Annotated in this window: 19 protein-coding genes; 7 read left to right on the forward strand and 12 right to left on the reverse strand. The window is 62.1% G+C overall.

Annotated features, from left to right (window positions below; genetic code table 11):
* The 5 genes from GRI42_RS04955 to GRI42_RS04975 form a co-directional block, all read right to left on the reverse strand.
* Positions 1 to 1,182, reverse strand: a complete 1,182-nt coding sequence (locus GRI42_RS04955) for a hypothetical protein (RefSeq protein WP_160607232.1) — start codon at positions 1,180 to 1,182, stop codon at positions 1 to 3.
* Positions 1,172 to 3,343, reverse strand: a complete 2,172-nt coding sequence (locus GRI42_RS04960) for a GumC family protein (RefSeq protein WP_160607233.1) — start codon at positions 3,341 to 3,343, stop codon at positions 1,172 to 1,174. Before GRI42_RS04960 ends, GRI42_RS04955 begins: the two co-directional genes overlap by 11 nt.
* Before the next feature lie 7 nt (positions 3,344 to 3,350).
* Entirely contained in the window at positions 3,351 to 4,007 is a 657-nt protein-coding gene (locus GRI42_RS04965) for a polysaccharide biosynthesis/export family protein (RefSeq protein ID WP_160607234.1), read from the reverse strand.
* A 34-nt stretch (positions 4,008 to 4,041) separates the two neighbouring features.
* On the reverse strand, positions 4,042 to 5,352 hold the full coding sequence (locus GRI42_RS04970) for an O-antigen ligase family protein (RefSeq protein WP_160607235.1): 1,311 nt from the start codon (positions 5,350 to 5,352) through the stop codon (positions 4,042 to 4,044).
* Positions 5,353 to 5,737: 385 nt separating this feature from the next.
* On the reverse strand, positions 5,738 to 5,998 hold the full coding sequence (locus tag GRI42_RS04975; protein WP_234033846.1) for a hypothetical protein: 261 nt from the start codon (positions 5,996 to 5,998) through the stop codon (positions 5,738 to 5,740).
* A gap of 194 nt (positions 5,999 to 6,192) precedes the next feature.
* On the opposite strand from GRI42_RS04975, the gene GRI42_RS04980 reads away from it, so the two are divergent.
* Together GRI42_RS04980 and GRI42_RS04985 are read left to right on the forward strand one after the other, a co-directional pair.
* Complete coding sequence (locus GRI42_RS04980; RefSeq protein WP_160607236.1) at positions 6,193 to 7,392, forward strand: glycosyltransferase family 4 protein; 1,200 nt, start codon at positions 6,193 to 6,195, stop codon at positions 7,390 to 7,392.
* 4 nt (positions 7,393 to 7,396) lie between these two features.
* Positions 7,397 to 7,990 (forward strand): serine O-acetyltransferase, encoded by a 594-nt coding sequence (locus GRI42_RS04985; protein WP_160607237.1) that lies wholly within the window; start codon positions 7,397 to 7,399, stop codon positions 7,988 to 7,990.
* On the opposite strand, the gene GRI42_RS04990 is transcribed toward GRI42_RS04985, so the two are convergent.
* Entirely contained in the window at positions 7,984 to 9,378 is a 1,395-nt protein-coding gene (locus GRI42_RS04990) for a sugar transferase (protein ID WP_160607238.1), read from the reverse strand. The genes GRI42_RS04985 and GRI42_RS04990 overlap by 7 nt on opposite strands.
* 297 nt (positions 9,379 to 9,675) lie before the next feature.
* Between GRI42_RS04990 and GRI42_RS04995 the strand changes: the two genes are divergently transcribed.
* From GRI42_RS04995 to GRI42_RS05005, 3 genes are read left to right on the forward strand one after another with little or no spacing between them, the layout of a single operon-like run.
* Entirely contained in the window at positions 9,676 to 10,896 is a 1,221-nt protein-coding gene (locus GRI42_RS04995; RefSeq protein ID WP_160607239.1) for an NADP-dependent isocitrate dehydrogenase, read from the forward strand.
* 32 nt (positions 10,897 to 10,928) lie between these two features.
* Positions 10,929 to 11,558, forward strand: coding sequence for a hypothetical protein (locus tag GRI42_RS05000; protein WP_160607240.1), 630 nt, complete (start codon positions 10,929 to 10,931; stop codon positions 11,556 to 11,558).
* Complete coding sequence (locus tag GRI42_RS05005) at positions 11,558 to 13,222, forward strand: carbon-nitrogen hydrolase family protein (RefSeq protein ID WP_160607241.1); 1,665 nt, start codon at positions 11,558 to 11,560, stop codon at positions 13,220 to 13,222. The genes GRI42_RS05000 and GRI42_RS05005 overlap by 1 nt, the downstream gene beginning before the upstream one ends.
* 4 nt (positions 13,223 to 13,226) lie before the next feature.
* Here the strand turns inward: GRI42_RS05005 and GRI42_RS05010 are convergent, their stop codons facing one another.
* Complete coding sequence (locus GRI42_RS05010; RefSeq protein WP_160607242.1) at positions 13,227 to 15,590, reverse strand: S8 family peptidase; 2,364 nt, start codon at positions 15,588 to 15,590, stop codon at positions 13,227 to 13,229.
* Positions 15,591 to 15,764: 174 nt separating this feature from the next.
* Between GRI42_RS05010 and GRI42_RS05015 the strand changes: the two genes are divergently transcribed.
* Both GRI42_RS05015 and GRI42_RS05020 read left to right on the forward strand, forming a co-directional pair.
* The gene (locus GRI42_RS05015; RefSeq protein WP_160607243.1) at positions 15,765 to 17,525 is read left to right on the forward strand and encodes a cation:proton antiporter domain-containing protein; all 1,761 of its coding nucleotides are present in this window, start codon (positions 15,765 to 15,767) and stop codon (positions 17,523 to 17,525) included.
* A gap of 55 nt (positions 17,526 to 17,580) precedes the next feature.
* Positions 17,581 to 17,760: a hypothetical protein gene (locus GRI42_RS05020; protein ID WP_160607244.1), complete on the forward strand. Its 180-nt coding sequence runs from the start codon at positions 17,581 to 17,583 to the stop codon at positions 17,758 to 17,760.
* Positions 17,761 to 17,794: 34 nt separating this feature from the next.
* Here the strand turns inward: GRI42_RS05020 and alaS are convergent, their stop codons facing one another.
* From alaS to GRI42_RS05045, 5 genes are all read right to left on the reverse strand, one after another.
* Positions 17,795 to 20,458, reverse strand: a complete 2,664-nt coding sequence (gene alaS / locus GRI42_RS05025; protein ID WP_160607245.1) for an alanine--tRNA ligase — start codon at positions 20,456 to 20,458, stop codon at positions 17,795 to 17,797.
* Between the two features lie 77 nt (positions 20,459 to 20,535).
* Entirely contained in the window at positions 20,536 to 21,360 is an 825-nt protein-coding gene (locus tag GRI42_RS05030; protein WP_160607246.1) for a class I SAM-dependent methyltransferase, read from the reverse strand.
* A 3-nt stretch (positions 21,361 to 21,363) separates the two neighbouring features.
* Positions 21,364 to 22,386, reverse strand: coding sequence for an NAD-dependent epimerase/dehydratase family protein (locus GRI42_RS05035; RefSeq protein WP_160607247.1), 1,023 nt, complete (start codon positions 22,384 to 22,386; stop codon positions 21,364 to 21,366).
* Entirely contained in the window at positions 22,386 to 23,552 is a 1,167-nt protein-coding gene (locus tag GRI42_RS05040; protein WP_160607248.1) for a nucleotide sugar dehydrogenase, read from the reverse strand. The genes GRI42_RS05035 and GRI42_RS05040 overlap by 1 nt, the downstream gene beginning before the upstream one ends.
* 99 nt (positions 23,553 to 23,651) lie before the next feature.
* On the reverse strand, positions 23,652 to 24,278 hold the full coding sequence (locus GRI42_RS05045; RefSeq protein WP_160607249.1) for a glutathione S-transferase family protein: 627 nt from the start codon (positions 24,276 to 24,278) through the stop codon (positions 23,652 to 23,654).
* Positions 24,279 to 24,432 lie beyond the last annotated feature (154 nt).

Below are 24,432 nucleotides of genomic sequence, written 5' to 3' on the forward strand. Positions count from 1 at the left end.
TCAATCTATCGGAAGCACGCGCGGATTCGCAATCCAGCGGCTGTCGGAGCCACCGGTTGGAGCGAACACTCGTATCTGGGCGAGCATGCATTCCGGCCCCACGACAAGCAGTCGGTAGAATGAGCCTTCTTCGAAAATGGCAGGACCGAGTTCCATCGGGCGCGTAGGTAGTGCGCAATCGGCCGAAAGCAGCAGGTCGGGACGTCCGGAAACCGCCGCACTGCTGTCCCACCCTAACAGATATCGACCCGGGGCAAGCCGGACGTGCTGATTGGCAAGGTTCTCGGCAGCGAAATTGCGACCTGTCACAGCGAGCCTGACTTGGCCGTCTTGCTCTGCGATACCGAGGGTCTGCGTGGTACGACGCTCCCGCCGCCATTCAAAAGGGGCGCGGCCGCCAAAGGAGCTTTCCTTGATCGTCGAAAAGTCCGAATCCCACAGCCCCGTCTCAGCGACCGCTCCCGGTCCGGCCAGCGCGGTCCAGACTTCCCAACCAAGGACAGGATTGTCGGCATAGATCCGGTCGGTTTCACGCCGGGCGAATAATTCGGTCGGCTGAAAACCGTTGGAACTTGCTGCACGCAGGATCGGCAGGCGCGCAGCGATCTCTTCCACTGGAAGCTCGTGTAGCCCGATGATGAGATTGTCGCCCCAGCCATCACCGGCTGCCATGGCTGCGCCTAGCGCTGCACGGGATTCCGGAACATCAGCAATAACGACCACCAATTGGCGGGTGACGGCGCTCCCGGGCTCTGCCCGGACCAGCGCTTCCATCCGGCTTGCGGCGATATCGTATTCGCCGTTCGCAAGCGCCAGCTGGACCGCGTTCCCCTGTGCCAGCAGATCGCGCCATCCGAGCGAACTCGCAATCCTGAAGATATCGGCCGACGCCTGGGCATTGCCCGCAAGCTGGTGCGCGGTGGCTAGGAGAGATACGTTGGAGCGCCGCAGCGGGGCGTTGAGAACAAGACGCTCGGCCGCCTCGAGAGCGGCCACGCCATCGCCATCCTCGATTGCGGAGGCAACCTCGCCACGTGCGTTCGCTATGGCGAAGGGCCACTGCTGGGTAACCGAAATCCCCCCACGGTCGGTCATGGCCGCAACCGTGAGAGCGGCAGCTGCGGCAAGGCCTGCGAGCAAGCTGGCCTTGCCGACGAGCTTCAGGGTTGGATTAGCTGCCATACTCATAATAGCTGTACGAGTAGTCTGTGCCGCCACCCAGGCCGAGACGTTTCGCCTTTGCGAAATCGAACTGCGTGAAGACGCCCCCGACTACATTGGCTCCGGCGCTGCTCAGGCGACGCAGGGCATTGCGAGCGGCGCCGCGATGGCTGTCTTCCGCCTCGACCACGAACACGGTTGCAGTGTTTGGAATGGCCGACAGGATCGGAGCATCGGCAAGCCCCATTACCGGCGGCGCATCCAGGACGACGAGGTCGTACTGGTCTTCGATCGTTGCCAGCAGATTGACGAAGGCGTGCGAAGCGAGGAGGTCGCTCGGATTCATGGGAAGCGGACCGCTGGTAACAGCGCCGAAGGTCTCGATATCGGTCTTGCGAACCACGCTCGAAAGCGGCGCATCGGTCGTAAGCACAGTGACGAGGCCGGTGTCGTTGTCCGTCCCGATTGCCCGGTGAACCGAAGGACGACGCAGGTCGCAGTCGATCAGCAGAACGCGCTTTCCGCCATCTGCCATCGTCTTCGCGATACCGAAAGCAGTGGACGATTTGCCCTCGCCCTGCCTCGTCGAGGTTACGAGCATACGCGGAGGCAGGCCGGACGGCACGGCAAACTGCAGCGCGGTGCGTAGCGAGTAGAAGCTTTCCGTCAGCGGTGCCTTGCGGTCCTCGAGCGCCTCGATCGGGGATTCCCCGTCCTTCAGCGCCGGCGTGATACCGAGCAGCTTGAGGCCGAGCTTCTGTTCCAGTTCGTCGGCCGTGCGGAGGCGATCATCCATCTGCTCGCGCAGGAAAATGACGAGGCCGGCAACACCCACACCCGCAATAAGGGAGAGCAGCAGGTTCAGCAGCAGATTCGGCGACGACGGTTCCATGGGCTGCTGGGCAATGTCGATCTGCTGGACATTGTTGCTGGTGATGTTCGCTTCTGCACTCAGCGTGCGGAAGCGCTGGAGGAAACCGTCGTAAAGCTCGCGGCTGGTCTCGACTTCACGGGTGAGCGTGTTGAGCTGCACACTGCGATCACGTTCGGCCTGGGTGTCGCCCTTGAGCGAATTCACGCGGCCCTGAAGCTCGGATTCCCGCTGGGCAGCGATACGATAGGCGTCGCGAATAGAAGCGCGGACGCCGGCAGCCAGACGCGAGATCTGGGCATCGTATTCGTCGAGCTGCTTTTGCAGGGGAATAACGGTGGGATGGGTCGGCTGTTTGACCGCGAGTTCCGCCTCGAGCAGCGACTGGACCCGCGCGCGTTCAGCGATGAGATCCTGCATTGCATTGTTCTGCAACGCCTCTGCGATTGCATAATCGGGTGCCTTGGCCACGCTATTCCAGCGACTTTCCGCTGCAATCCGGTCCGTGCGGGCCTGCGCCAGCGCATCATTGTAGCGACCAAGGTCGATCGTGGTGATCGTAGTGTCGGCGCCACCAGGTGTCGTCGACGGTAGCCGAACAAGGCCGGTGTTGCGCGCGTAGTCATTGGCTTCGCGCTCGGCGTTCTGAAGTCGCTCACGTGCTTCTTCGAGCTGGCGCGAAAGGAAATCGCGAGCGTAGGCGGTCTTATCGAGGCGACGCTCGATGTTGTAGCGCAGGTAGCTCGCTACGAAGGTATTGGCGAACTGCGCGGAAAACGCAGGATCGGGGCTGGTGAAGCTCACTCGTACAACGCGCGAATCCTGCGGCAGGCTGATCCCGAGATTGTCCTCGATCGTTTCGAGCACCTCGTCACGCCGGGCAAGTTCGGGATTGGCTTCATCTTCGCCGGGCGGATCGACATTCATCAGTTCGAGAAAATCATCGTTGTCGAAAAGGCCCATTTCCTCAGCCACGCGTTCCGCCATGCGACGGCTGCGGAGCACGTCCACATTGGTCTGAAGGAAACGGTCCGCATCCTGGTAGGCGGCGGACGCGGCCTGGTCTTCGGCATCAAGGATGCGCTGTTCTTCCTGATCGATCTGGATCGTGGCGGACGCCGTGTATTTGGGCGTCATCAGGAAGGTGACGGCAATCCCCAACAGGAGGAACGCCGCCACAATCCCTGCGATCAGGAGACGATACTGCCACAGACTGCCCACCAGGCGCCTGAAATCGAGCGTCCGTGCAGCGGGGGCGCCATAGGCGTGATCGCCCGGCGGGAGGATCACGACCTCCTGGCTCGGATCCATGGCGGAGCTAGAAGCGAGTGAATACATTGAAGAACGGTGCCGTAGTGAGGAAGTCGCGGAACGCGCCTTTCAGGAAAGAGAAGCCGACAACGACAACGTCGCCACCGCGCAGGATCGGATCATCGGCCTTGCCGTTGCGGATGTCCGCGAGATTGAACACGGCGCCATAGCGCTCTCCGTTCTCGTTGCGGAAAACCATGACCTGGTCGAGCTTCGCAGTGCGGGTCGGGCTCTTCGCGAGCGCGATCACCTCGACCAGCGATGCCCGGCCATTGGTCAGTTCGTAACGGCCAGGTTCCTCGACGCTACCTTCAACCACCACGAAGCGGCTGGCCGAATTGGTCACGAAGACAGTGACGCGCGCATCGCGATAATAGGTCGCATCGAGCCGCTGCTTGATTTCGCCGGTCAGTTGTTCGGTCGTCAGGCCTGCGGCATCGACCGTGCCGATAAGTGGATAATCGAACCGCCCTTCGGCATCGACCGGAATGTCGGCGAACGAAAGGGTGGGCTCGTTGAAGACGGTGATCGTGAGACGGTCAAATGGGCCGACGCGATAGGTCACGACCTCGTCGTCCTGGGAAATCAGGTCATAGGCAGCAGCGTCGCGTGCGAGCGACTGGGAAGGCGTCGTCTGACACCCTGCCAGAGCGAGGCTCGCCAAACACAAAAAGAGGCCTGCCCGGCCGAAAGGGTTTTTATTTCCGTTTTTCAAGGTGCGTCCCGTCCGAAAGTATCCAGGCCATAGCAGTTGAGGCCAACACAGCAAGACTTATAGCCCGGAGTGGATAATCGACAGTCGAATGTAGGGCAATGACAATAAGGACGACGATTGAGAATACCTCGGCCTGGCCAAGGCGTTTGCGCTTCTTCCACACCGACCACACTATCGCCGCGATTGCCGCTGCCAGCAGGATTGCGCCAGGCAATCCGGCTTCGATTACGAATTCGAGCCAGTCCTGGTGAGCCCTGTTCGCAGTCGTCTGGTCCACCACTTCCAGACGCTCGACAAGTTCGAAAGAGTGGCGGAAAGTGCCGACACCCATTCCCCAAGGCCAGGCTTCCTGGGCGAGGTAAAGTGAATCCGGCCAGATATCTTCCGCACGGCCACTGCTGAGGTCCGAGAACCGGTCGGCAAGCTTCCTCACCTGCTCGATCTGGAGCAATCCGAACGCCAGCAGGGGAACCGACGCCGCGCCGAGTGCCGAGCCGATTGCCCAGGTTTTCTTGTTGGAAGAACGGGCGAACGCGACGGCAACAATGAGCAACGCAGGCACGATCAGCAGAGTAGTGCCCGCGCGCGAACCCGTCATGAGGACGCAAACTACGAGGAACAGCCCGGCAGCTACGAACGCAGGTCGCCATTTCCGCACGCGCTTGTCCATGAGGGCCAGCGTTATCAGCGCGACTATTCCGATGACGAGGAAAGTAGCCTGGGAGTTCTGGTTGGCGAACAACCCGCTTGGTCCTGCATCTATCGACCTTGGATGGATAAAGAATACATCGCCCACCAGCGCCTGCGACGCTTCAAGCAATCCGGAGGCCACCGCCAGCAATGCGATTGCCAGCAGCACCGCCGGCACCAGGTCACGCCGCAAGGTGTACGCCATCACGAATGCGGCAATCGGGGGCGCCAGGCTGACCAAGCTCCACCAAGTGGAAGCAGGGTCGATCGATAGCGGCCAGGAGGGGAGATCGCCTTCGAGGCTTTGAAGGGCCGATGCGAGCGACCCGCGCATAGGCAGTGCGGTCCATACCGCCGCTGGCAGCGGGATCAGCTGAAGCGCAATCAGGAACGGCAGGGCCGCCACAGCAATCCAGGCAGTGGCCGGTAGCCTGCCGTCCAGACCGTCAGCCTTGACGGTCAGGAAGGCGAGCGCTGCCAGAGCGACGAGGATGACGAGCCCTTCCGTGCCAACGGAGGGAACACCGCCGCCACCCAGAATAGTGGCGAAGGACAGGAAACCGATAAAAAGCAAACCGCTCAGCCCAAGATGCATCGGTTGCATCGTGGCCCTGCGTGAACGTTTTCTTGGCATTTTAAGGCTGACCCCCTTCGAAGTGGGTTGGCCTATATTTAATTGGGACACTCATCGAAAGAGTGGCCGAAGTGCAACATTCACTAGGTTTTTTCGCACTTGCGATAAACCGTTTAAATATAGCGTTAGATTGACCGCTCAACTTACCAAAAACCGACCTCGGAAACCTGCAGATTTAGATAGCCGGGAAGATTTCCGGCTGCCGGCCAAGATCATTCCGGCCGAGATTCGCCGTGAAATCGAAAGGCACCGACGTTCACTAGAAGACAACAAAAAGAGGCCACCGCCCGAAGGCGATGGCCCCTTAATAAACTTGGATCGAGGGCGCCGAAGCGGCTGGCCCCAGATCGAGTTCTTAGCCGTTGCTGTCGTCGCCGTCGGTGGCAACAACGATGCCGGCGATCACAGCGGCAGCGGCCAGAACGGCGATAAGCACGGCCGAACCGCCGATTTCCGACTTCTGTTCGCTACGCTTCGAAGCGCGGCTCACCGGAGCTTCGGCCGAAACCTTGGCAGCAGCCGGAACCGCCTGCGAGGCACGGAGCGGCTCAGCAGCCGAAGCAGCGCCACCGAAAGCCATCGAGGCTACTGCAGCAGCGAGAAACACCTTCTTCATTTTTTATTCTCCTGTTTTCACGACACGCTCCGTGCCGCCTTCACCAAAAGGTCTACAAAACACCTGCATTTTGTCAACCGCACCGGGAGTTGACCAAACCCGATTTGGAGGCAAAACGATCCCGGATTTTTCGCATTGGATGCGGAAGACCCGTTCGCATAGAGCAAATCGCACGACGCAGGTCGCATTTAATAATGAAAATTGTATTACTCAACAGCTTATATCCGCCCTCCACCGTTGGTGGCGCAGAAAGAAGTGTCGAGGTCCTTGCCAAGGGACTTACTGAGGCTGGATGTAATATTACTGTAATATGCCTGACCGACGGCGATGACATTTCCGAGGTAAAGGACGACGTAAAAATTCATCGGCTTGCTCATGGCAATATTTATTGGCCGTATGACGGCATCCGCCGGGGTAGCGGCTCTCGACTACGCTGGCACGTTCATGACGGAATGAAATTCGTAAACCAGTCAACGATTGCAGATATTTTTCAAAGAATATCTCCAGATGTTGTGCATACGAATAACCTGACCGGTTTCGGGTCGCAGGTGATCCCGCTGGCGAAGAGTCAGGGCTTGCCGGTCGTCCATACCCTTCGGGATTTCGGGATCATGTGCTCCAGGTCTAGCGTGTTCAAAGACCTGAGAGATTGTCCATCCCGTTGCCTGTCCTGCCGGATTCTGACGTCTCGCAAGGTTGCGAGTGCAAGCGAGGTTGACCTCGTGGTTGGCAATAGCTCGTACATGGTGGAACGGCACCGCGAACTCGGCGTCTTCCGCGACGTGCCATCGCGGGTGATCTACAACGCGGTTCCCGGAATCCTCGATAACCGTCCGGTCGCCAGCCCAGCACCCGGGGACCCAGCCTACCATCTGGGCTTCGCAGGAGCGATCAAGCCGGAAAAGGGCATCGAAGTGCTCCTGCGGGCTCTGCGCTCGCTGGGCAGGAGCGATTGGAAGTTGTCGATCGCCGGCAATGGTGACCAAGAATACATTCGTGGTCTCAAGAGTACCTATTCGGACTTACCCATCGAATGGCTCGGCTTCGTCCCGGTCGATCCCTTTCTGGATTCGATCGACATGATGGTAATCCCCTCGATCTGGCCCGAACCCATGCCGCGTACGCTTATCGAAGCGATGGCGCATCGACTGCCTGCCGTCGTGAGCGATGCCGGCGGATCACCGGAAGTTGCGGCCATGTATCCCGGAGCGCAGGTCTACCCGCGCCAGGATGCGGATGCCCTTGCCGAAATCCTGTCTGCCGCGATTTCGCAGCGCCCTCCCCGCCAGAATGTTGATACCGGGATACTCGAGACTTTCAGCGTGAACAGGCTGGTCGAAAATTACCTGAGCGCATATCGAGAGGCGATCGCCTTGTGGCGCGGGAAGGCATAAGGAAATGACCGAGGCTGACAAGAACGCCGGGCAGGATGGCTTCCGCCGAAGCGTCGGGATGGACATCGCCTTCTGGGCCAAACGGTGCGGTGCGCAGCCAGGCCCAGGATTCTTCGTCAGGCAATTGCTGCTCAGACCAGGTTTCCATTTCGTCTTCTGGCACCGGTTCGCAAGACTGCTTCGACGCGTTCCTCTGATCGGGAAGCCGCTGGCGCGCATCCTCATTTTCATGCTCGAGATGGCTTTCTCGTCCGAAATCGCCATCAGCGCCACAATCGACGGAGGCTTTTACGTCCCCCATCCCTTCGGCATCGTGATCGGGACGAACTGCAGGATCGGCCGGAACGTGACGATGCTGCAGAATGTAACCCTGGGGAACCGGTCGATGACAGAGCCGGAAACGCCTGTCATCGAGGATTTCGCCTACATCGGCGCAGGTGCAGCGCTCATCGGTGGCATCACTATCGGACAGGGGGCGTCGGTCGGCGCAAATGCTGTCGTACTGCGCGACGTTCCGGCAGCTCAGGTAGCAGTCGGGAACCCGGCCAGGCTCCTGACCAACGCTTCATCGAAGAATAGGTCCGACACCGCTCAATAGGCGGAATCGTGCACCACGACACGAAGCGTCGCGAACAGTATCCTGATATCCTTGAGGATCGACCAATCGGCCAGGTACTCGAGGTCGGCCGCCACTCGGTCGGTCAGGTGCCGTTCCTCGTGTGTTGCCCCCCGAAATCCCCGTACCTGTGCCAATCCGGTCATGCCGGGCTTGATCTTGTGACGCTCCCAATACCGCGGATCGATATCCCAGTAGAGCCGTTCCTGCACGCGACCGACGATAGCGTGGGGCCGCGGGCCAACCACGCTCATATGGCCTAACAGCACATTGAAGAGCTGCGGCAGTTCATCGATCGAAGTCTTGCGGATGAAATTGCCGACCCGGGTCACGCGGGGATCGTTCCGGCTGGTGACCATGGTCGCAGCATCGTCCCTAAGGGCATGCGACATCGAGCGGAACTTGAAGATATTGAATGATCGGTTGCCCTGCCCAGTTCGCCTCTGAAGGAACAGTACCGGGCGGCCATCCTCGATCAAGATTGCGATAGCGGCAGCCAACAGGATGGGCGACAGGAGGAAAATCGCCACGCTGGCCACGACGATATCGAACAGACGCTTCACCAGCTGCTGGCGCAGATTGAGGGCATTGGGTGTTACCACGAAGGTTCGCTTGCCCTCCAGGTCAGCGGTGCCCACGATCCCGATCTCGTTGAGAGCCCGATCGAATATCTCGCCCTGCACATCCAGCCCTCGCAGCAACTTGCTCCACTCGTTCCTTCGCTCGCGCGAACACGAAACTACAACACGGTCCATGCCGACCACCATCTGGCTGATCGCTTCTAGCTGAGCAGGATTCGTGAGGGCCTGCTCGATGTCGATGTGGGTCACGGGTACATGGCTGAAATTCTTCGACTGGTGAATTGCCACATCATCTTCGAAAACGATCACTCGATCGACGAACGTTCCGGTACGCCTGCGATTTCTGCGGACTAGGTAGACGCGGAACAGCGTGGCGATGATCGCTCCTCCGAATAGACCCATCGAAAGGCTCAGGCGCGAGATCTGGTTCGTCGCCTTGACCGCGAACAGGAATAGAAGGCAGATGCTGACGGCTGCGATGAGGCCTCGGGCAAACCCGGAAACCGACCTGGTATAGCTCACCAGCGCAGAGTTGCTGTAGGCACTGAAATAGGCCGCACAAATCCAGAGGACCGGGATGGAGCCTGCCGCCACATTGAAGGTCGGATGCTCGACGCTCAAACCGTTCAGCCAGAGCGCGGCAATGATGCTCGCGATCATCGCACCGAAATCGACCACGATCAGTTGGTATTTCTGCAAGATACGCGTGCGCGGGTGAATGCCCCTGCGCTCCGCGGTGGTTGGCGAAGAGGTTGGCGCCGAATACGTAATGGTCGAGTTCTCGTTCATAAGTATATGTCTTGCAGGAAATCGGTCCGGCAGCCGAATTCGCGCCGTGTCGTCCAGCATATAACTTGCTGCCGCCAATTTCGGAAGCGGCTGTCTGGTAACGCCCGGTAGGCTTATTGGCAACTGCTTGCATTCTGGGCATATACCTATCCGTATTCCTTGAGTGGGGGGTCACGTGCATCCGGCTCGCATGCATCTGCACCGGATGCCGGGCGACGTCGCTGCGAGCAGTGAGCTTGCCCTTGCGTCCACCTCTGCTAAAGCGCCCGCAAATCCATTCGAACTGACAGGAAACCCATGGCCAAGATCAAGGTAGCCAACCCGGTCGTCGAACTCGACGGCGACGAAATGACGAAGATCATCTGGAAGTGGATCCGCGAGCGGCTCATCCTTCCGTATCTCGACATCGACCTGAAGTATTACGACCTCTCGATAGAGAAGCGCGACGAGACCGACGACCAGATCACGGTCGATGCGGCCAATGCGATCAAGGAACACGGCGTCGGCGTAAAGTGCGCCACGATCACTCCGGACGAAGCCCGCGTCGAGGAATTCAACCTCAAGAGCATGTGGCGTTCGCCCAACGGCACCATCCGCAACATCCTTGGCGGCGTGGTCTTCCGCGAACCTATCGTGATCGACAACGTGCCGCGCCTCGTGCCCGGCTGGACCGATCCCATCGTCGTCGGCCGCCATGCTTTCGGTGACCAGTACCGCGCCACCGACACGCTGATCCCGGGTGCCGGCAAGCTGCGCCTCGTCTTCGAGGGCGAGAACGGCGAGAACATCGATCTCGACGTGTTCGAGTTCCAAAGCCCCGGCGTCGCCATGGCGATGTACAACCTCGACGACAGCATCCGTGATTTTGCCCGCGCCAGCTTCGCTTACGGTCTTGATCGCAAGTGGCCGGTGTACCTGTCGACCAAGAACACCATCCTCAAGAAGTACGATGGCCGCTTCAAGGACCTGTTCCAGGAAGTCTTCGACGCCGAGTTCAAGGCCGAATTCGACAAGCACGGCATCTTCTACGAGCACCGCCTGATCGACGACATGGTCGCCGCGGCACTCAAGTGGAGCGGAAAGTTCGTCTGGGCCTGCAAGAACTACGACGGCGACGTGCAGTCGGACATCGTAGCGCAGGGCTTCGGTTCGCTCGGCCTGATGACCTCGGTCCTGATGACGCCGGACGGCAAGACCGTGGAAGCGGAGGCCGCGCACGGCACCGTTACCCGTCACTATCGCCAGCACCAGCAGGGCAAGGCGACCTCGACCAACCCCATCGCCAGCATCTTCGCGTGGACCCGCGGTCTCATGTACCGCGGCAAGTTCGACAATACGCCCGACGTGGTTCGCTTTGCCGAAACGCTGGAGGAAGTCTGCATCAGGACCGTCGAAAGCGGCAAGATGACCAAGGACCTCGCGCTGCTGATCGGTCCGGACCAGAGCTGGATGACCACCGAGCAGTTCTTCGAGGCGATCGTCGAGAACCTCGAGAAGGAAATGGCCAACTGGGCCTGAAGAAGCGCCCCGGCCTTAAGAGTGCGGCGTCGTTGCTGAGCGGCGCCGCACTCCTCCTACTGGCCTCGCCACTGCTCGCACCGCAGTTGCTGGCCTTTCCCTACTCTACAGAAACCGAGATTGGCACAATCCGTTCGGAGCGCGCGCTCGATCCGGCCATGGTCCGGCACAGCGTCTCCACGGTCAAGGAAAGAATGGCGAGCACGCCGCTCGCTTCCGCGAACGAACAGCGGCCGATCTTCGTCACCGACGGCGGATGGCGCTGGCATTGGCTTGCCACCACTTCGTCCGGCGCGCTCGCCATCACGCGACCTCTGACCGATGCCGTGGTAGTCAACGCGACCGATCCCGTAGAGGGGACCATCCCTGCGCTGGGAGCGAAGCGCTCTCTCGGCAGCGTCCTCGCGCACGAATTCACGCATGGCCTGATCCGGCGCCGGTTCGGGATCCTGAAATCCCAGACCTTCCCGACCTGGAAGGTGGAAGGGTATTCCGACTACGTCGCGGGCGAAAGCACTCTGTCCGACGAGCAGGCCGCAGCGCTCGAGCGCGATGGAACCGATCATCCCGCCTTGCCTTATTACCATGGACGCCGCCGCGTCGCTGCCATTCTTGCTGGCAATGGCGGATCGGTCGAACAGCTCTTCAACGCGGAAAATTGATGCCAAACAGCACTCCGGTCAGGAAAAAACGCCCGCCTGTACGTCGCAAGTCCTCCGAGAAATTCGGCCAGCGCCGGCTCGAGGTGCGTAACGCCAAGATCAAGGACATTCGCGGCATCGCCGACCTTGTCCGACGGGTCTACGAGGACATGCCCGCCTATACGCACGGCGAAATCCGTGGCCAGATCAACAATTTCCGCGAAGGCTGTTTCGTTGCCCTGCTCGACGACGAGGTGGTGGGCTATTGCGCCACCATGCAGGTAGCAGAGGCGCTCGCATTCCAGGACCATGACTGGGACGAGATTACTGGCAACGGCTACGGCAGTCGCCACGACCCGACGGGCGACTGGCTCTACGGCTACGAGATGTGCGTCGATCCCAAGGTGCGCGGCGTGCGCATCGGGCGCCGCCTCTATGAAGAGCGCCGCGCGCTGGCGGAAGAGAAGGACCTGACCGGCATCGTCTTTGCCGGGCGGATGCCGAATTACCGCCGCTATCGCCGCAGAGTCGAAGGCCCGCAGGATTACCTCGACAAGGTGGTCGAGGGGAAACTGCACGACCCGGTCCTGCGCTTCCAACTCGCCAATGGTTTCGAGCCCGAGCGTATCATCGAAGGCTATCTGCCCGAAGACAAGGCGAGCATGGCCAATGCGGTCATGATGGTCTGGCGCAATCCTTACGTGGAACGCGACCAGCCGGTGAAGAAACGCCTGCCCCGCGGCGTGGAAGCCGTGCGCGTGGCCACCTGCCAGCTGCAGGCTCGCGCGGTGGCGGACTACGCCGAATTCATGCGGGCCATCGAATATTTCATCGATGTTGCAAGCGATTACGAAGCGGACTTCATCGTCTTTCCCGAACTGTTCACGCTTATGCTGCTGAGCTTCGAGGAGAAGGAATTGTCGCCAGTAGAGGCTATCGAGCGCCTGTCGGAATACACCCCGCGCCTGCGCAGCGACATCTCCGACATGGCGATGCGCTACAACATCAACATCATCGCCGGCAGCCACCCCACCCGCATGGAAGACGGCGACATCCACAATGTCGCTTACGTCTGCCTGCGCGACGGTTCGGTCCATGCGCAGGAGAAGATCCACCCCACCCCGAACGAGCGGTACTGGTGGAACATCAAGGGCGGCGACAAGGTCGAGGTCATCCAGACGGACTGCGGCCCGATCGGCGTGCAGATTTGCTATGACAGCGAATTCCCGGAACTCAGCCGACGCCTCGCCGACGAAGGCGCGCGGATCATCTTCGTGCCCTTCTGCACAGACAGCCGGCAGGGCTATCTGCGCGTACGCTATTGCGGCCAGGCGCGTGCGATCGAGAACCAGTGCTTTGTCGTGCTGTCGGGCAATGTCGGCAATCTGCCCAACGTCGCCAATATGGACATCCAGTACGCGCAGAGCTGCATCCTGACGCCATGCGACTTCCCCTTCGCCCGCGACGGCATCGCGGCAGAAGCCAGCGAGAATGTGGAAACGCTGACGATCAGCGACATCAACCTCGCCGACCTGTCATGGGCACGCGCGGAAGGCACGGTGCGCAACCTCGCCGACCGCCGGTTCGATCTCTATCGCATCGAGTGGGACGAGGACGGCAAGCACCCTGGCAAACCCCGCCCGCGCCGCGAACCGCTCGGTCCAAAGCATCCGGGCGGCGGCTGACGCCTCAGAACGTGGCGCGGTAGCTGATGGCAGCCCCGTAATCGGGCCTCGCGTCTGCGCGGTGGAACGGGTCCTTGCGGTAGAACAGCGACGCTCCGCCCCAGCCCCAGCCCATCGGGCCGCTCCAGCGCGCTTCGCCCACTATCTCGCGCGATGAAGGCGTGAGCGACAGCAGGCGGTCGCCGAACACGGCGCTTTCGGTGGCGTAATCGTACCCCACCGGAAGGCGCAGGTTGAGGCCGCCGTTCTCAACTCTCAGCGGTTGCGAGAGGCGGAAAGCGAGGCGGTCTTGCGCACTGAAGACGCCCTGCCGGTCGAGATTGATCGACCAGCTGCCGGTCGCAAGACGCGAGTTCGCGCCGATAAGCCCGGCCGTATCGACCATGGTCCAACCGCGGCGCAGTGTGCCGGCAAGCGTCCACTGCGGTGCGATATCGTAGCCCAGCGTGCCGGTCAGCAGGACCGTTTCAGCCCCCTCGCCGCCCAGCGTCCCACCGAACCAGCCGCCAAGGACCGTGCTGTCCTCGCGGATCCAGTCCAGCGCCATCGATCCGCGCAAATTGCCGAAGGAGCGGTCCAGCTGTCCACCTACACGGACATAGCGGTTGCGATCGAACAGCACGCGCGCGGGTTCCGGCAGCGGGCCTTCGGAGGATACCGACACATCGCCGCTCTCCATGGCAAAGCTGAGGCCGGTGCTGGGGTCGATTTCATAGCGCGCTGCAATCGTGCGCATATCGCGCGCCTGTAGCGGAGAGGCAGAACCCGACCCCGCAACCAGGAACGCCGGAGCATCGCTGCCCTCAAGCTGTGCAGCAAGGCCGTCGCTGCCTTCCCTGATGGCAAACCCCAGTTGCAGCTTCGGCGAGATGCGCGCTGCAATGCGTCCGGCCAGAACCCGTGCCGCCTCAGCCTCGTTCCTGCTGAGGAGCAGCTCGGCAACCGGCTCCAACCCGCTGTTCCCGGCGGACCGGTCCGCAACCGTAAAGCCCATTGCGAGCCGCTCGTTGCCGGCCGACACGAGTCGGCCACCGGGTGCGAGCGCTGCCCTAAGCCGGTCGCCGTCCTCGAACCCGTCACGCATCCCGCGACCGAGGTCGACGGAGTAGGCGCGGTCGTATTTGTCCGTCGCGACAGTGGTCACCCCGCCATTTCCGGACAGTGCATCGCCCATGGCGGGCGAGCCGAGAGCAACCGGCTGGCCGCTGGCGACCGCCAGCCGTGTTCCGGCAATGGACAGTGCGCCTGCTGGCTGGAAAGCCCGCGCAATGTCGAGGATGCCGCGTCCGAAGGTCGTATCGGTGCCGAGATCACCCCCGTCCCTTGCACTATCGAGCAAAAGTTCGACGATCTCCGCCCCCGTCAGGTTCGGGAAGGCCTGCTTGAGCAGCGCTACCGCGCCAGAAACCTGGGGTGCTGCGAAGCTCGTACCGGAGAAGAGCACCACGTAATCGCCGTCAGTATCCGTGCCGACGAATATCCGGCCATCCTCGTAAACGCAGCAGATGCGTTCGCCGCGTGCCGTCAGAAAGAAGTCCGCTTGCGCGCCCGCGGGATTGGCGAAGGTAGAAAACGCCCCGCTCTCATCGACCGAGCCGACGATGATGACGTTGTTCCCGCCAGCATCGCGAATGGCGGAGGCAAAGGGCAGCGGCTGGAACCTGTCGAAATCGGGGTCGCTCCCGTCGCCCGAATTGCCGGAGGCGACAATGATCACGACGCCCGCTGCCGATGCACGGGCCACCGCATCGAGCACCGCCTGCCCGGGCGCCCCTCCCCCAAGCGAGAGGTTGATCACGGTCGCACCGGCATTCACGGCCACGTCGATCCCGCGCGCGATATCGCGGTTCGCAAAACTGCAGCCGAGCGAAGGATCATCCGGAGTGTCGGTGGCGCAGGTCCCCGGCGAGTCGGCACGCAGTGCAAGGACATCGGCCTGGAAGGCGATACCCACGATGCCTTGGTTGTTGCGTGCGGCTGCTGCAACGAGGCTGACATTGGTACCGTGATCGTCCTCGGCCTCGATACCGCGGTCACCGGCAACATCTTGCGATGCGGGGTGTATGCGTCCTGCAAATTCCGGGCTGTCGCTGTCGATGCCCGTGTCGATCACCGCGATAACCGAGCCCGTGCCAGTGGCTCCGGCTTCCCACGCGGTAATCGCTCCGTGGAACGCGGGACCGTCCGACCGCTCGTATTCTGCGGTGACAAACCCGCCAGGTGGCGGAGTGGGCGTCGGCGTGGGGGTTGGAGTTGGAGTTGGAGTCGGTGTTGGTGTCGGCGCGGGCGTCGGCGCAGGCCTCGGAGCCGAGACGGGCGGCCCTCCTCCTCCACCGCCGCACGCAGCCAGCATGAGCGCGAGGCTCATCGCGGCGCCGGTCCTCGATAGGGACGTTCTGAAGGGGTATTTCTTCACGATGCGACCTGGTTGGAGGAAATCTACGTCTCTCATGTGAGCAAATCATGAACTGCCTGACGACAGCTTCGATCCATCTCGCCTTAACCGGATGACAGAGCGGGTTTCAGCCCATAAGACACCCCCATGGCATCCGGCGAACTGGCTTCTCCCGCAATTTCCGACGCACTGGTGATCCTCGGCGCTGCCGGGCTGGTCATTCCGGTCTTTACCCGCTTCCGCATCACGCCCGTTATCGGCTTTATCCTGATCGGGATTCTTGTCGGCCCCTATGGGCTCGGTCAATTGGTCTACGAGCGACCATTGCTCGAACATTTCACGATATCCGATCCGGAGGCGCTGGAGCCATTTGCCGAGTTCGGGATCATCCTGCTACTGTTCGCCATAGGCCTCGAGCTGTCGTTCAAGCGCTTGTGGCAATTGCGCAAGCTGGTCTTCGGCCTCGGCGCGATGGAACTGATGATCGGCGGCATCTGCATTGCGGCAGTACTGGCGATGATGGGCCAGTACTGGACCGGCGCATTGGCGCTGGGCTTTGCCCTGGCATTCTCGTCCACCGCCATCGTCCTACCGATTTCCGGCAGCTCCAGCCCTGTGGGCCGCGCGGCGCTGTCGATGCTGCTGTTCGAGGACATCATGATCGTGCCGATCATCTTCGTCCTTGGCGCAATGGCGCCCAATGCGCAGGCGGACGGCTGGGAAGGCCTGCTGCAGACCCTGTGGCAGGGCGCGCTGGTCATCGGGGTCATGATGATCGCGGGCCGCATCCTCCTGCCCCGCCTGTTCGCGCAGGCTGCCCGGACCAAGAGCCCCGAACTCTTCCTCGCCGCCGCCCTGCTGGTGGTGATCGGATCGAGCCTTGCCACCGCAGCCGTGGGCCTGTCGCCCATCGTGGGCGCGCTGATTGCGGGCCTGCTGATCGCCGAGACGGAATACCACGGCGAGGTCGAAACAATCATGGAGCCGTTCAAGGGCCTCGCGCTGGGTATCTTCCTCATCACCGTGGGCATGAGCATCGACCTCAGGACCATCTGGGAAAACCTCGGCATCATCGCCGTCGCGGTCGTAGGCGTGCTTGTATTCAAGGCGCTGCTGACCGGCGTCCTCCTTCGCCTGATGGGTGCGCGGCGCAGCACGGCCGCGGAAACCGGCATCCTGATGGCAAGTCCTTCGGAAACGACGCTGATCGTGCTGGCGGCGGCGAGCAGCGCGCTGCTCATCCAGCCCGGCACGGCGCAGTTCTGGCAGATCGTGACGGCAATCGGCCTCACCATCACGCCCCTGCTGGCAAGACTCGGTCGCATGGTTGCCCGCCGTATCGAACCCGCCCCCGAACTGCCGCCCGAAGACGAGGGTGAACCGCGCGTCATTATCGTGGGCGCAGGCCGCGTCGGCCGCCTGATCGCCCAGATGCTTGACGCACATGACAAGCCCTATGTCGCGATCGATTCCGATGCCGATATGATCGAGAACGCCAAGCGCAAGGGCTATCGGGCGACCTTCGGCGATGCCGCCCGAGGGGATGCGCTCAGGAGGTTGGGCGTCGACAATGCGCTGGCGGTCGTCCTCACCATGGACGAGCCTGTGCTGGCCCAGCGCCTAGTGGCGAAACTTCGTGCAGAGCACCCGGACCTGCTGATCGTCGCGCGTGCCCGAGACATCGCCCATGCATCGGAGCTTTACCGTGCAGGTGCCAGCCATGCCGTGCCCGAAACGCTGGAGGCGACGCTGCAGCTTTCCGAGGCGGTGCTTGTAGACATCGGCGTCGCCATGGGGCCGGTGATAGCTTCCATCCACGAGAAGCGCGACGAATTCCGCGCGCGGATCGAGGAGGATGGGGCGCTGACCTACAAGCCGAAGCTGAGGTCGAGCACGGCGGAAGGCTGACTTTCCAAGAACCTTTGCCTTTTCCGTGCGTTAATCGGGAAAGGAGATAATTCTTGTGAGCAACCCCGACCCGACCCAGCCCACGCCGAACAGCGAGAAATTCAAGCCGCAGAACGTGGCCGATCCCCTCAAGGACCAGGCGCCCGACCAGCTTCGCGGCAAACCGGGGGACACGGAAGGCTATGATATCGAGCAGGGCTCCAGCGGCATCACCAAGAAGACGCCCGCCGCCTGAACCGACTGAGATAGAAAACGCCTGGGGGTAACCGTCAGGCGTTTTCTTTGGCCAGCACCTCTCGCACCGCGGCAATCGCGTCCTCGGCCTTCGAACCGTCCGGACCACCGCCCTGCGCCATGTCCGGACGGCCACCACCGCCCTTACCGCCGAGCGCCTCGACTCCAACGCGAACGAAATCGACCGCACTGAAGCGAGAGGTGAGGTCGTCGGTCACGGCAACCGCGAAGGCGCCCTTGCCCTCGTTGACAGCGCAGATTGCAGCGACGCCCGAGCCGAGGCGCTTCTTCGCCTCGTCGAGGAGCGGGCGCAGGTCCTTGGGATTGAGGCCCTCGATCACCTGGCCGGAAAATGCAACGCCGCCGATCTCTTCGTCGGCCGGCCCTGCATCGCCGCTACTGCCGCCGCCCAGCGCGAGAGCGCGCTTGGCTTCGGCGAGTTCCTTTTCGAGGCGCTTGCGCTCCTCTACCAGTGCCGACACGCGCGCGGCCGCCTCGTCCGGCGAGGTCTTGAGCGCACCGGCAATGACGCGCACGGCCTCGTCGCGGGCGAGCAGCCACTGACGCGCAGCTTCTCCGGTCAGCGCCTCGATACGGCGCACGCCGGAACTGACCGCGCTTTCCGACACGATCTTGAAAAGGCCGATATCGCCCGTTGCCTCAACATGGGTGCCGCCGCACAGTTCTACCGAGTAGTTCTTGCCGCCGTCGGCCTTGCGGCCCATCGACAGGACGCGAACCTCGTCGCCATATTTCTCGCCGAACAGCGCGAGCGCGCCCGCCGCCACCGCATCGTCGGGCGACATGAGGCGCGTGCCGACGCTTTCGTTGGCGCGGATTTCAGCGTTCACCTCGGCCTCGATCGCCGCAATGTCCTCGTCCGCAAGCGGCTTGGGATGCGAGAAGTCGAAGCGGAAACGGTCGTCGGACACGAGCGAACCCTTCTGCGTCACATGGTCGCCGAGCCGGTTGCGCAGCGCTGCATGGACAAGGTGCGTCGCCGAATGGTTCGCGCGAATGCGGTCACGGCGATCGGCATCGATTTCCAGATGCACCGCATCGCCGACCTTTACGCTGCCCTTTTCCACCTTCGCGACATGCGCGTGCAGGCGGCCGAGCGGCTTGTTGGTCGTGCTGACAGTGATCTCGAGGCCTTCGGGCGTCCAGATGCGGCCGGCATCGCCGGTCTGGCCACCGCTTTCGCCATAGAACGGCGTCTGGTTGGTGAGGACGATCAGCTCATCGCCCGCAGCAGCGCTGGCGACTTCCTGCCCATCCTTGACCAGCGCGACCACCGCGGCCTCGCCCGTGTCGGAGCTGTAGCCGGTGAATTCCGTCGAGCCTTCGCGCTCGGCGATGTCGAACCAGACTTCCTCGCTCGCGGCTTCGCCCGAACCCTTCCAGGCAGCACGGGCAGCCGCCTTCTGCTTCGCCATGGCGGCATCGAAGCCGGCCTTGTCGACGCCGATACCGCGATTGCGCAGCGCGTCTTCGGTGAGGTCGTAGGGGAAGCCATAGGTGTCGTAGAGCTTGAAGGCAGTCTCGCCGTCGAGCGTGCCACCCTCGCCCATATCGCCCGTCGCCTCGTCGAGCAGCTTTAGCCCCTTGTCGAGCGTACGGCGGAACTGCGTTTCCTCGCGCTCCAGCACTTCCTGGATCAGCGCCTGACCGCGGACGAGTTCGGGATAGGCCGCGCCCATCTCGCTCACCAGTTCGGGCACGAGGCGGTGCATCAGTGGCTGGCTCGCGCCGAGCAGGTGGGCGTGGCGCATGGCGCGGCGCATGATACGGCGCAGGACATAGCCGCGCCCTTCGTTGGACGGCAGGACGCCGTCGGCCAGCAGGAAGCTGGTGGAGCGCAGGTGGTCCGCGATCACGCGGTGGCTGGCCTGCTGGTCGCCTTCAGCCTTCACGCCGGTGAGCGCTTCACTCGCGCCGATCAGCGCCTTGAATGTGTCGGTTTCGTAATTGTCGTGCACGCCCTGCATGACGGCGGCCACGCGCTCGATCCCCATGCCGGTATCGATGCTGGGCTTGGGCAGGTCGCCGACGATTTCGTCATTTTCCTGCGTGAACTGCATGAAAACGAGGTTCCAGATCTCGACGAAACGATCACCGTCCTCTTCCGGCGATCCGGGAGGGCCGCCCCAGATGTTATCGCCGTGATCATAGAAGATTTCCGAACACGGCCCGCACGGACCGTCCGAGCCCATGGCCCAGAAATTGTCCTTGGTCGGGATGCGGATGATGCGGTCGTCGGCAAAGCCGGTGCGCTTCTTCCACAGGTCGAAGGCTTCGTCGTCGGTGTGGTAGACGGTGACCAGCAGCCGGTCCTTGTCCAGCCCCCATTCCTTGGTCAGCAGGGTCCAGGCGTGATCGATCGCCTGTTCCTTGAAGTAATCGCCGAACGAGAAATTGCCGAGCATCTCGAAGAAGGTGTGGTGCCGCGCCGTGTAGCCGACATTGTCGAGATCGTTGTGCTTGCCGCCGGCACGCACGCACTTCTGCGCAGTGGTCGCACGGGGAGCAGGCGGCGTTTCGAGGCCCGTGAAGGCGTTCTTGAACGGCACCATCCCTGCGTTCACGAACATCAGCGTGGGATCGCTGAAGGGGACGAGCGGCGCGCTCTGGATCTCCGCATGCCCGTTGGCAGCGAAATAATCGAGGAAAGAGCGGCGGATTTCGTTGGTCGACGTCATGGGAGCGCAGTTAGGCAATCGGCGCGCAGCCGACAAGCGCGAATGCCCGTTCAGACTGTGCAGAGCCTGCGATCAGTTCAGGCGCGGGCGGTCACGATCCAGCTGGAGGCGGGAAGCGCCACCCGTTCACCGTCGAAATTCGCGGCCAGCAATTCGCGCAGGCGCTCGATCGCGGCAGCGCGCTGTTCACCATCAAGGGCTGCAATCGCTCCCGCGGCAGGGCCGATGCGGAGGAAGTAGGACAGCGCATCCTCGACCGCATCGACCCCCTCGCCCGCAATCATGGGATAATCGACCGCTTCCAAATCCACGTCGCGCCAGCCCGCGGACGAAAGAAGCTGCTCCACGTATTCCGCATCGCCAAAGGCGAAGGGACCGGGCGCACGGGGGTCGGAAGGCGGCGATGCTTCTGCCGACGCCACGCCTGCGAGTTTCATCGCCCATTCGTTCTCGGATTGTGCCCGGAAGCACGAAAAGGCCAATCGGCATCCCTCTTCGGCCTGCGACCGGATTTGCGCGAAGGCTGCTTTCGGCTGGCCGAAGAACATCACACCGTGGCGCGACAGGACGAGATCGGGCCGATCCTGCCCGCGCGCCGCCCACTTCGAGGCATCTGCAAACCGGAATTCGACATTGGCACGATCGCCGACCCGCTCGCGCGCCATGGCCAGCAGGTCTTCGCTGATATCGATGCCGAGCACGCGCGCTTCTCGGCGGGCATCGGCAAGACGGAGCGAGGTTTCCCCGGCCCCGCAGCCGATATCAAGCGCAAGGCTGAACGCCTCCCGGTCAGCAACCTCGACCAGCCTGTCCGTCAGAACGCCGAAGCTGCGGTCGGTCCGGCGCCATTCATCGGCCCAGCTGCGCCCGACGCGCCCTTCCCAGTCCGACCGGTCCGTCATCGCCTAGACCCGGTAGTAATCGCGATACCAGTCGGTGAAGCGGCGGACGCCTTCCCTGATATCGGTTTGCGGTACATAGCCGGTGAGCGATTTCAGGAGCTCCGCATCGGCCCATGTCGCAGGGACATCGCCCGGCTGCATCGGCATGAGATTCCGCTTCGCCTCGATACCCAGTGCGTCCTCGACCGAAGCGATCATATCGCCTAGCTGGACCGGCTGCGAATTGCCGATGTTGACGACCCGCCACGGAGCGACGGGGGAAAGGCTGTCGCCTTCCGCGATGTCTTCCCGGCTTTCGGGGCGCACCGGCGGAGTGTCGATCAGGCGGCGGATCGCTTCCACGAGGTCTTCCACATAAGTGAAATCGCGCATCATCTCGCCGTGATTGTACACGTCGATCGGATCGCCGTTCAGCATCGCCTTGGTGAACTTGAACAGCGCCATGTCCGGGCGGCCCCACGGACCATACACGGTGAAGAAGCGGAACATGGTGACCGGCAGGTCGAACAGGTGGGCGTAGGAATGCGCCATCGCCTCGTTCGCCTTCTTGGTCGCCGCATAAAAGGACATCTGGTGGTCCGTCTTCATCGTCTCGCGATAGGGCATCTCCTCGTTCGCCCCGTAGGCCGAGGACGTCGAGGCGAGCAGCATGTGCTGCGGCGGGTGTGCGCGTGCCGCTTCGAGCAGCTCGAATGTGCCGACCAGATTGCTTTCTAGGTACGAGCGGGGGTTCTCGATCGAGTAGCGCACACCTGCCTGCGCGGCGAGGTGGATCACCACATCCGGCTTCTCGTCGGCAAACAACTGCATCAGCAGGCCGGGCGTCTCGATCGGCTCGTTCTCGATCCGGAAGGCTGCGTTCTGCAGCAGTTCGGCCTGCCGCCGGCGCTTGAGCTGCGGGTCGTAATAGTCGCTGAGGGAATCGATGCCGACGACTGTGAAACCGTCGGCCAGCAGGCGTTTGCAGGTGAAATAGCCGATGAAACCGGCAGCACCCGTGACGAGCGCCGTGCGCTGTTCACCCATCAATCCGCTCCGAACAGATCGCGGGTGAAGACTTTCTCGCTGACGTCGGCCAGTTCGGGATCGAGGCGGTTGGCGATGATGACATCGCAATCGGCCTTGAACCGCGCCAAGTCGCGTTCAACACGCGAGCCGAAGAAGCTGTCTTCCTCCATCACGGGTTCGTAGACGATGACCTCGATACCCTTGGCCTTGATCCGCTTCATGATGCCCTGGATCGAGGACTGGCGGAAATTGTCGGATCCGGCCTTCATCACGAGCCGGAAAACGCCGACTTTCGCCGGGTTCTTCTCGATAATGCGGTCGGCGAGGAAATCTTTCCGGGTCCGGTTTGCATCGACGATCGCGCGGATCAGGTTCTGCGGCACCTCGCTGTAATTGGCGAGGAGCTGCTTCGTGTCCTTGGGCAGGCAGTAGCCGCCGTAGCCGAAGGAGGGATTGTTGTAATGCGAACCGATGCGCGGATCGTGCCCGATGCCCTCGATGATCTGGCGCGTGTCGAGGCCGCGGGACAGGGCATAGCTGTCGAGCTCGTTGAAGAAGGCGACACGCATGGCAAGGTAGGTGTTGGCGAAGAGCTTGATCGCCTCGGCCTCGTCGGCATCGGTCAGCAGGATCGGCACATCGTCGTCGAGCGCAGGCTGGAGAAGAAGGTCGGCAAAACGCTGGCCGCGCTCCGAACGTTCACCCACGATGATCCGCGAAGGATGGAGATTGTCGTGCAGCGCCTGCCCTTCGCGCAGGAATTCGGGGCTGAACATGATCCGGTCGCTGCCGAAGCGCTGCCGCGCAGAGGAAACGTAACCCACCGGAATGGTCGACTTGATCACGATGACCGTCCGGTCGTTCGCCGCAAGCACGTTTTCGATCACGGAATCGACTGCGGATGTGTCGAAGAAATTGGTATCGACATCATAATTGGTCGGTACGGCGACGATGGCGAACTCCGCCCCTGCGACGGTTTCGGCAAAATCGGTCGTGAAGGTCAGGTCGAGGTCGGCTTCTGCAAGGTACTGCTGCACCAGCGCGTCCTGGATCGGCGACGTGCCATCCCGGAGCATGGCCACGCGATCGGAAGAAACATCGCAGCCAACGACTGTGTTGTGCTGGGAGAGCATGATGGCGTTGGACAGCCCAACATAGCCGAGGCCGAAAACTGCGATCTTCATCTTGTTACCTGTATTGAAAGCGACGGCCCGGGCCGTTTGGTCGAGGGCCCTGTAAAGGTTAGGGCCCTCGCATGGCAAGGCCGCTCCCGCAGCCCGGATTTACCAGACGAAATAGGCTCCGCCGCGTTCACGGGCACGCTGCCAGGCCGGGCGTGCATGCACGGCTTCCACGAAGCGCGCGAGCTTGGGTGCTCGATCAGCATATCCCTGCATGACCGCGATTTCCGCGGGGAAGCTCATCATCACGTCCGCTGCACTCCAGCCGTTGCCGACGAAGTGCAGGTCATCGGAGATATTCTGCTCCGCGAAATCGATGTGTGCGGCCAGCTGTTCGTCCACGCGGGGCATGAGCGGTGCTGCCGCTTCACCCAGACGGCCCGCATATATCTTGAGCATGACCGGCACGAAGAAGGAGCTTTCCCCGAACTGCATCCATTCCAGATGGTCCACCCACTCATCCGATCCCTGCGCAGGAAGCCAAGCCTCGCCGCCGTGCAGTGCGCAGAGATATTCGATGATCGCACCGCTTTCGGAGACCATCCGCCCGTCGTCCTCGATAACCGGGGACTTGCCCAGGGGATGCACGCCCTTGAGTTCCGGCGGGGCGAGATTGGTTTCCGCATCGCGCTGGTAGGCCTTGATCTCATAATCCGCTCCCAGTTCCTCGAGCAGCCAGAGGATGCGCTGCGAACGGCTGTTGTTGAGATGGTGGACGATGATGGTCATGCACTGCTCCTGCTGGTTACGGCAGCCTGCCTACGCCCGTGGCAGGTCCATTACCATAGGCGGATACGGAAAAGCCGGTGCGGCAGCCATGGAATGGGCGCGCGCACCGGCTTTCCGTTTCATCGGGAGCACCGGGGGACAGTCCGGCTTGCTG

This window comes from Qipengyuania gaetbuli, from assembly GCF_009827315.1.
GTDB lineage: Bacteria > Pseudomonadota > Alphaproteobacteria > Sphingomonadales > Sphingomonadaceae > Qipengyuania > Qipengyuania gaetbuli.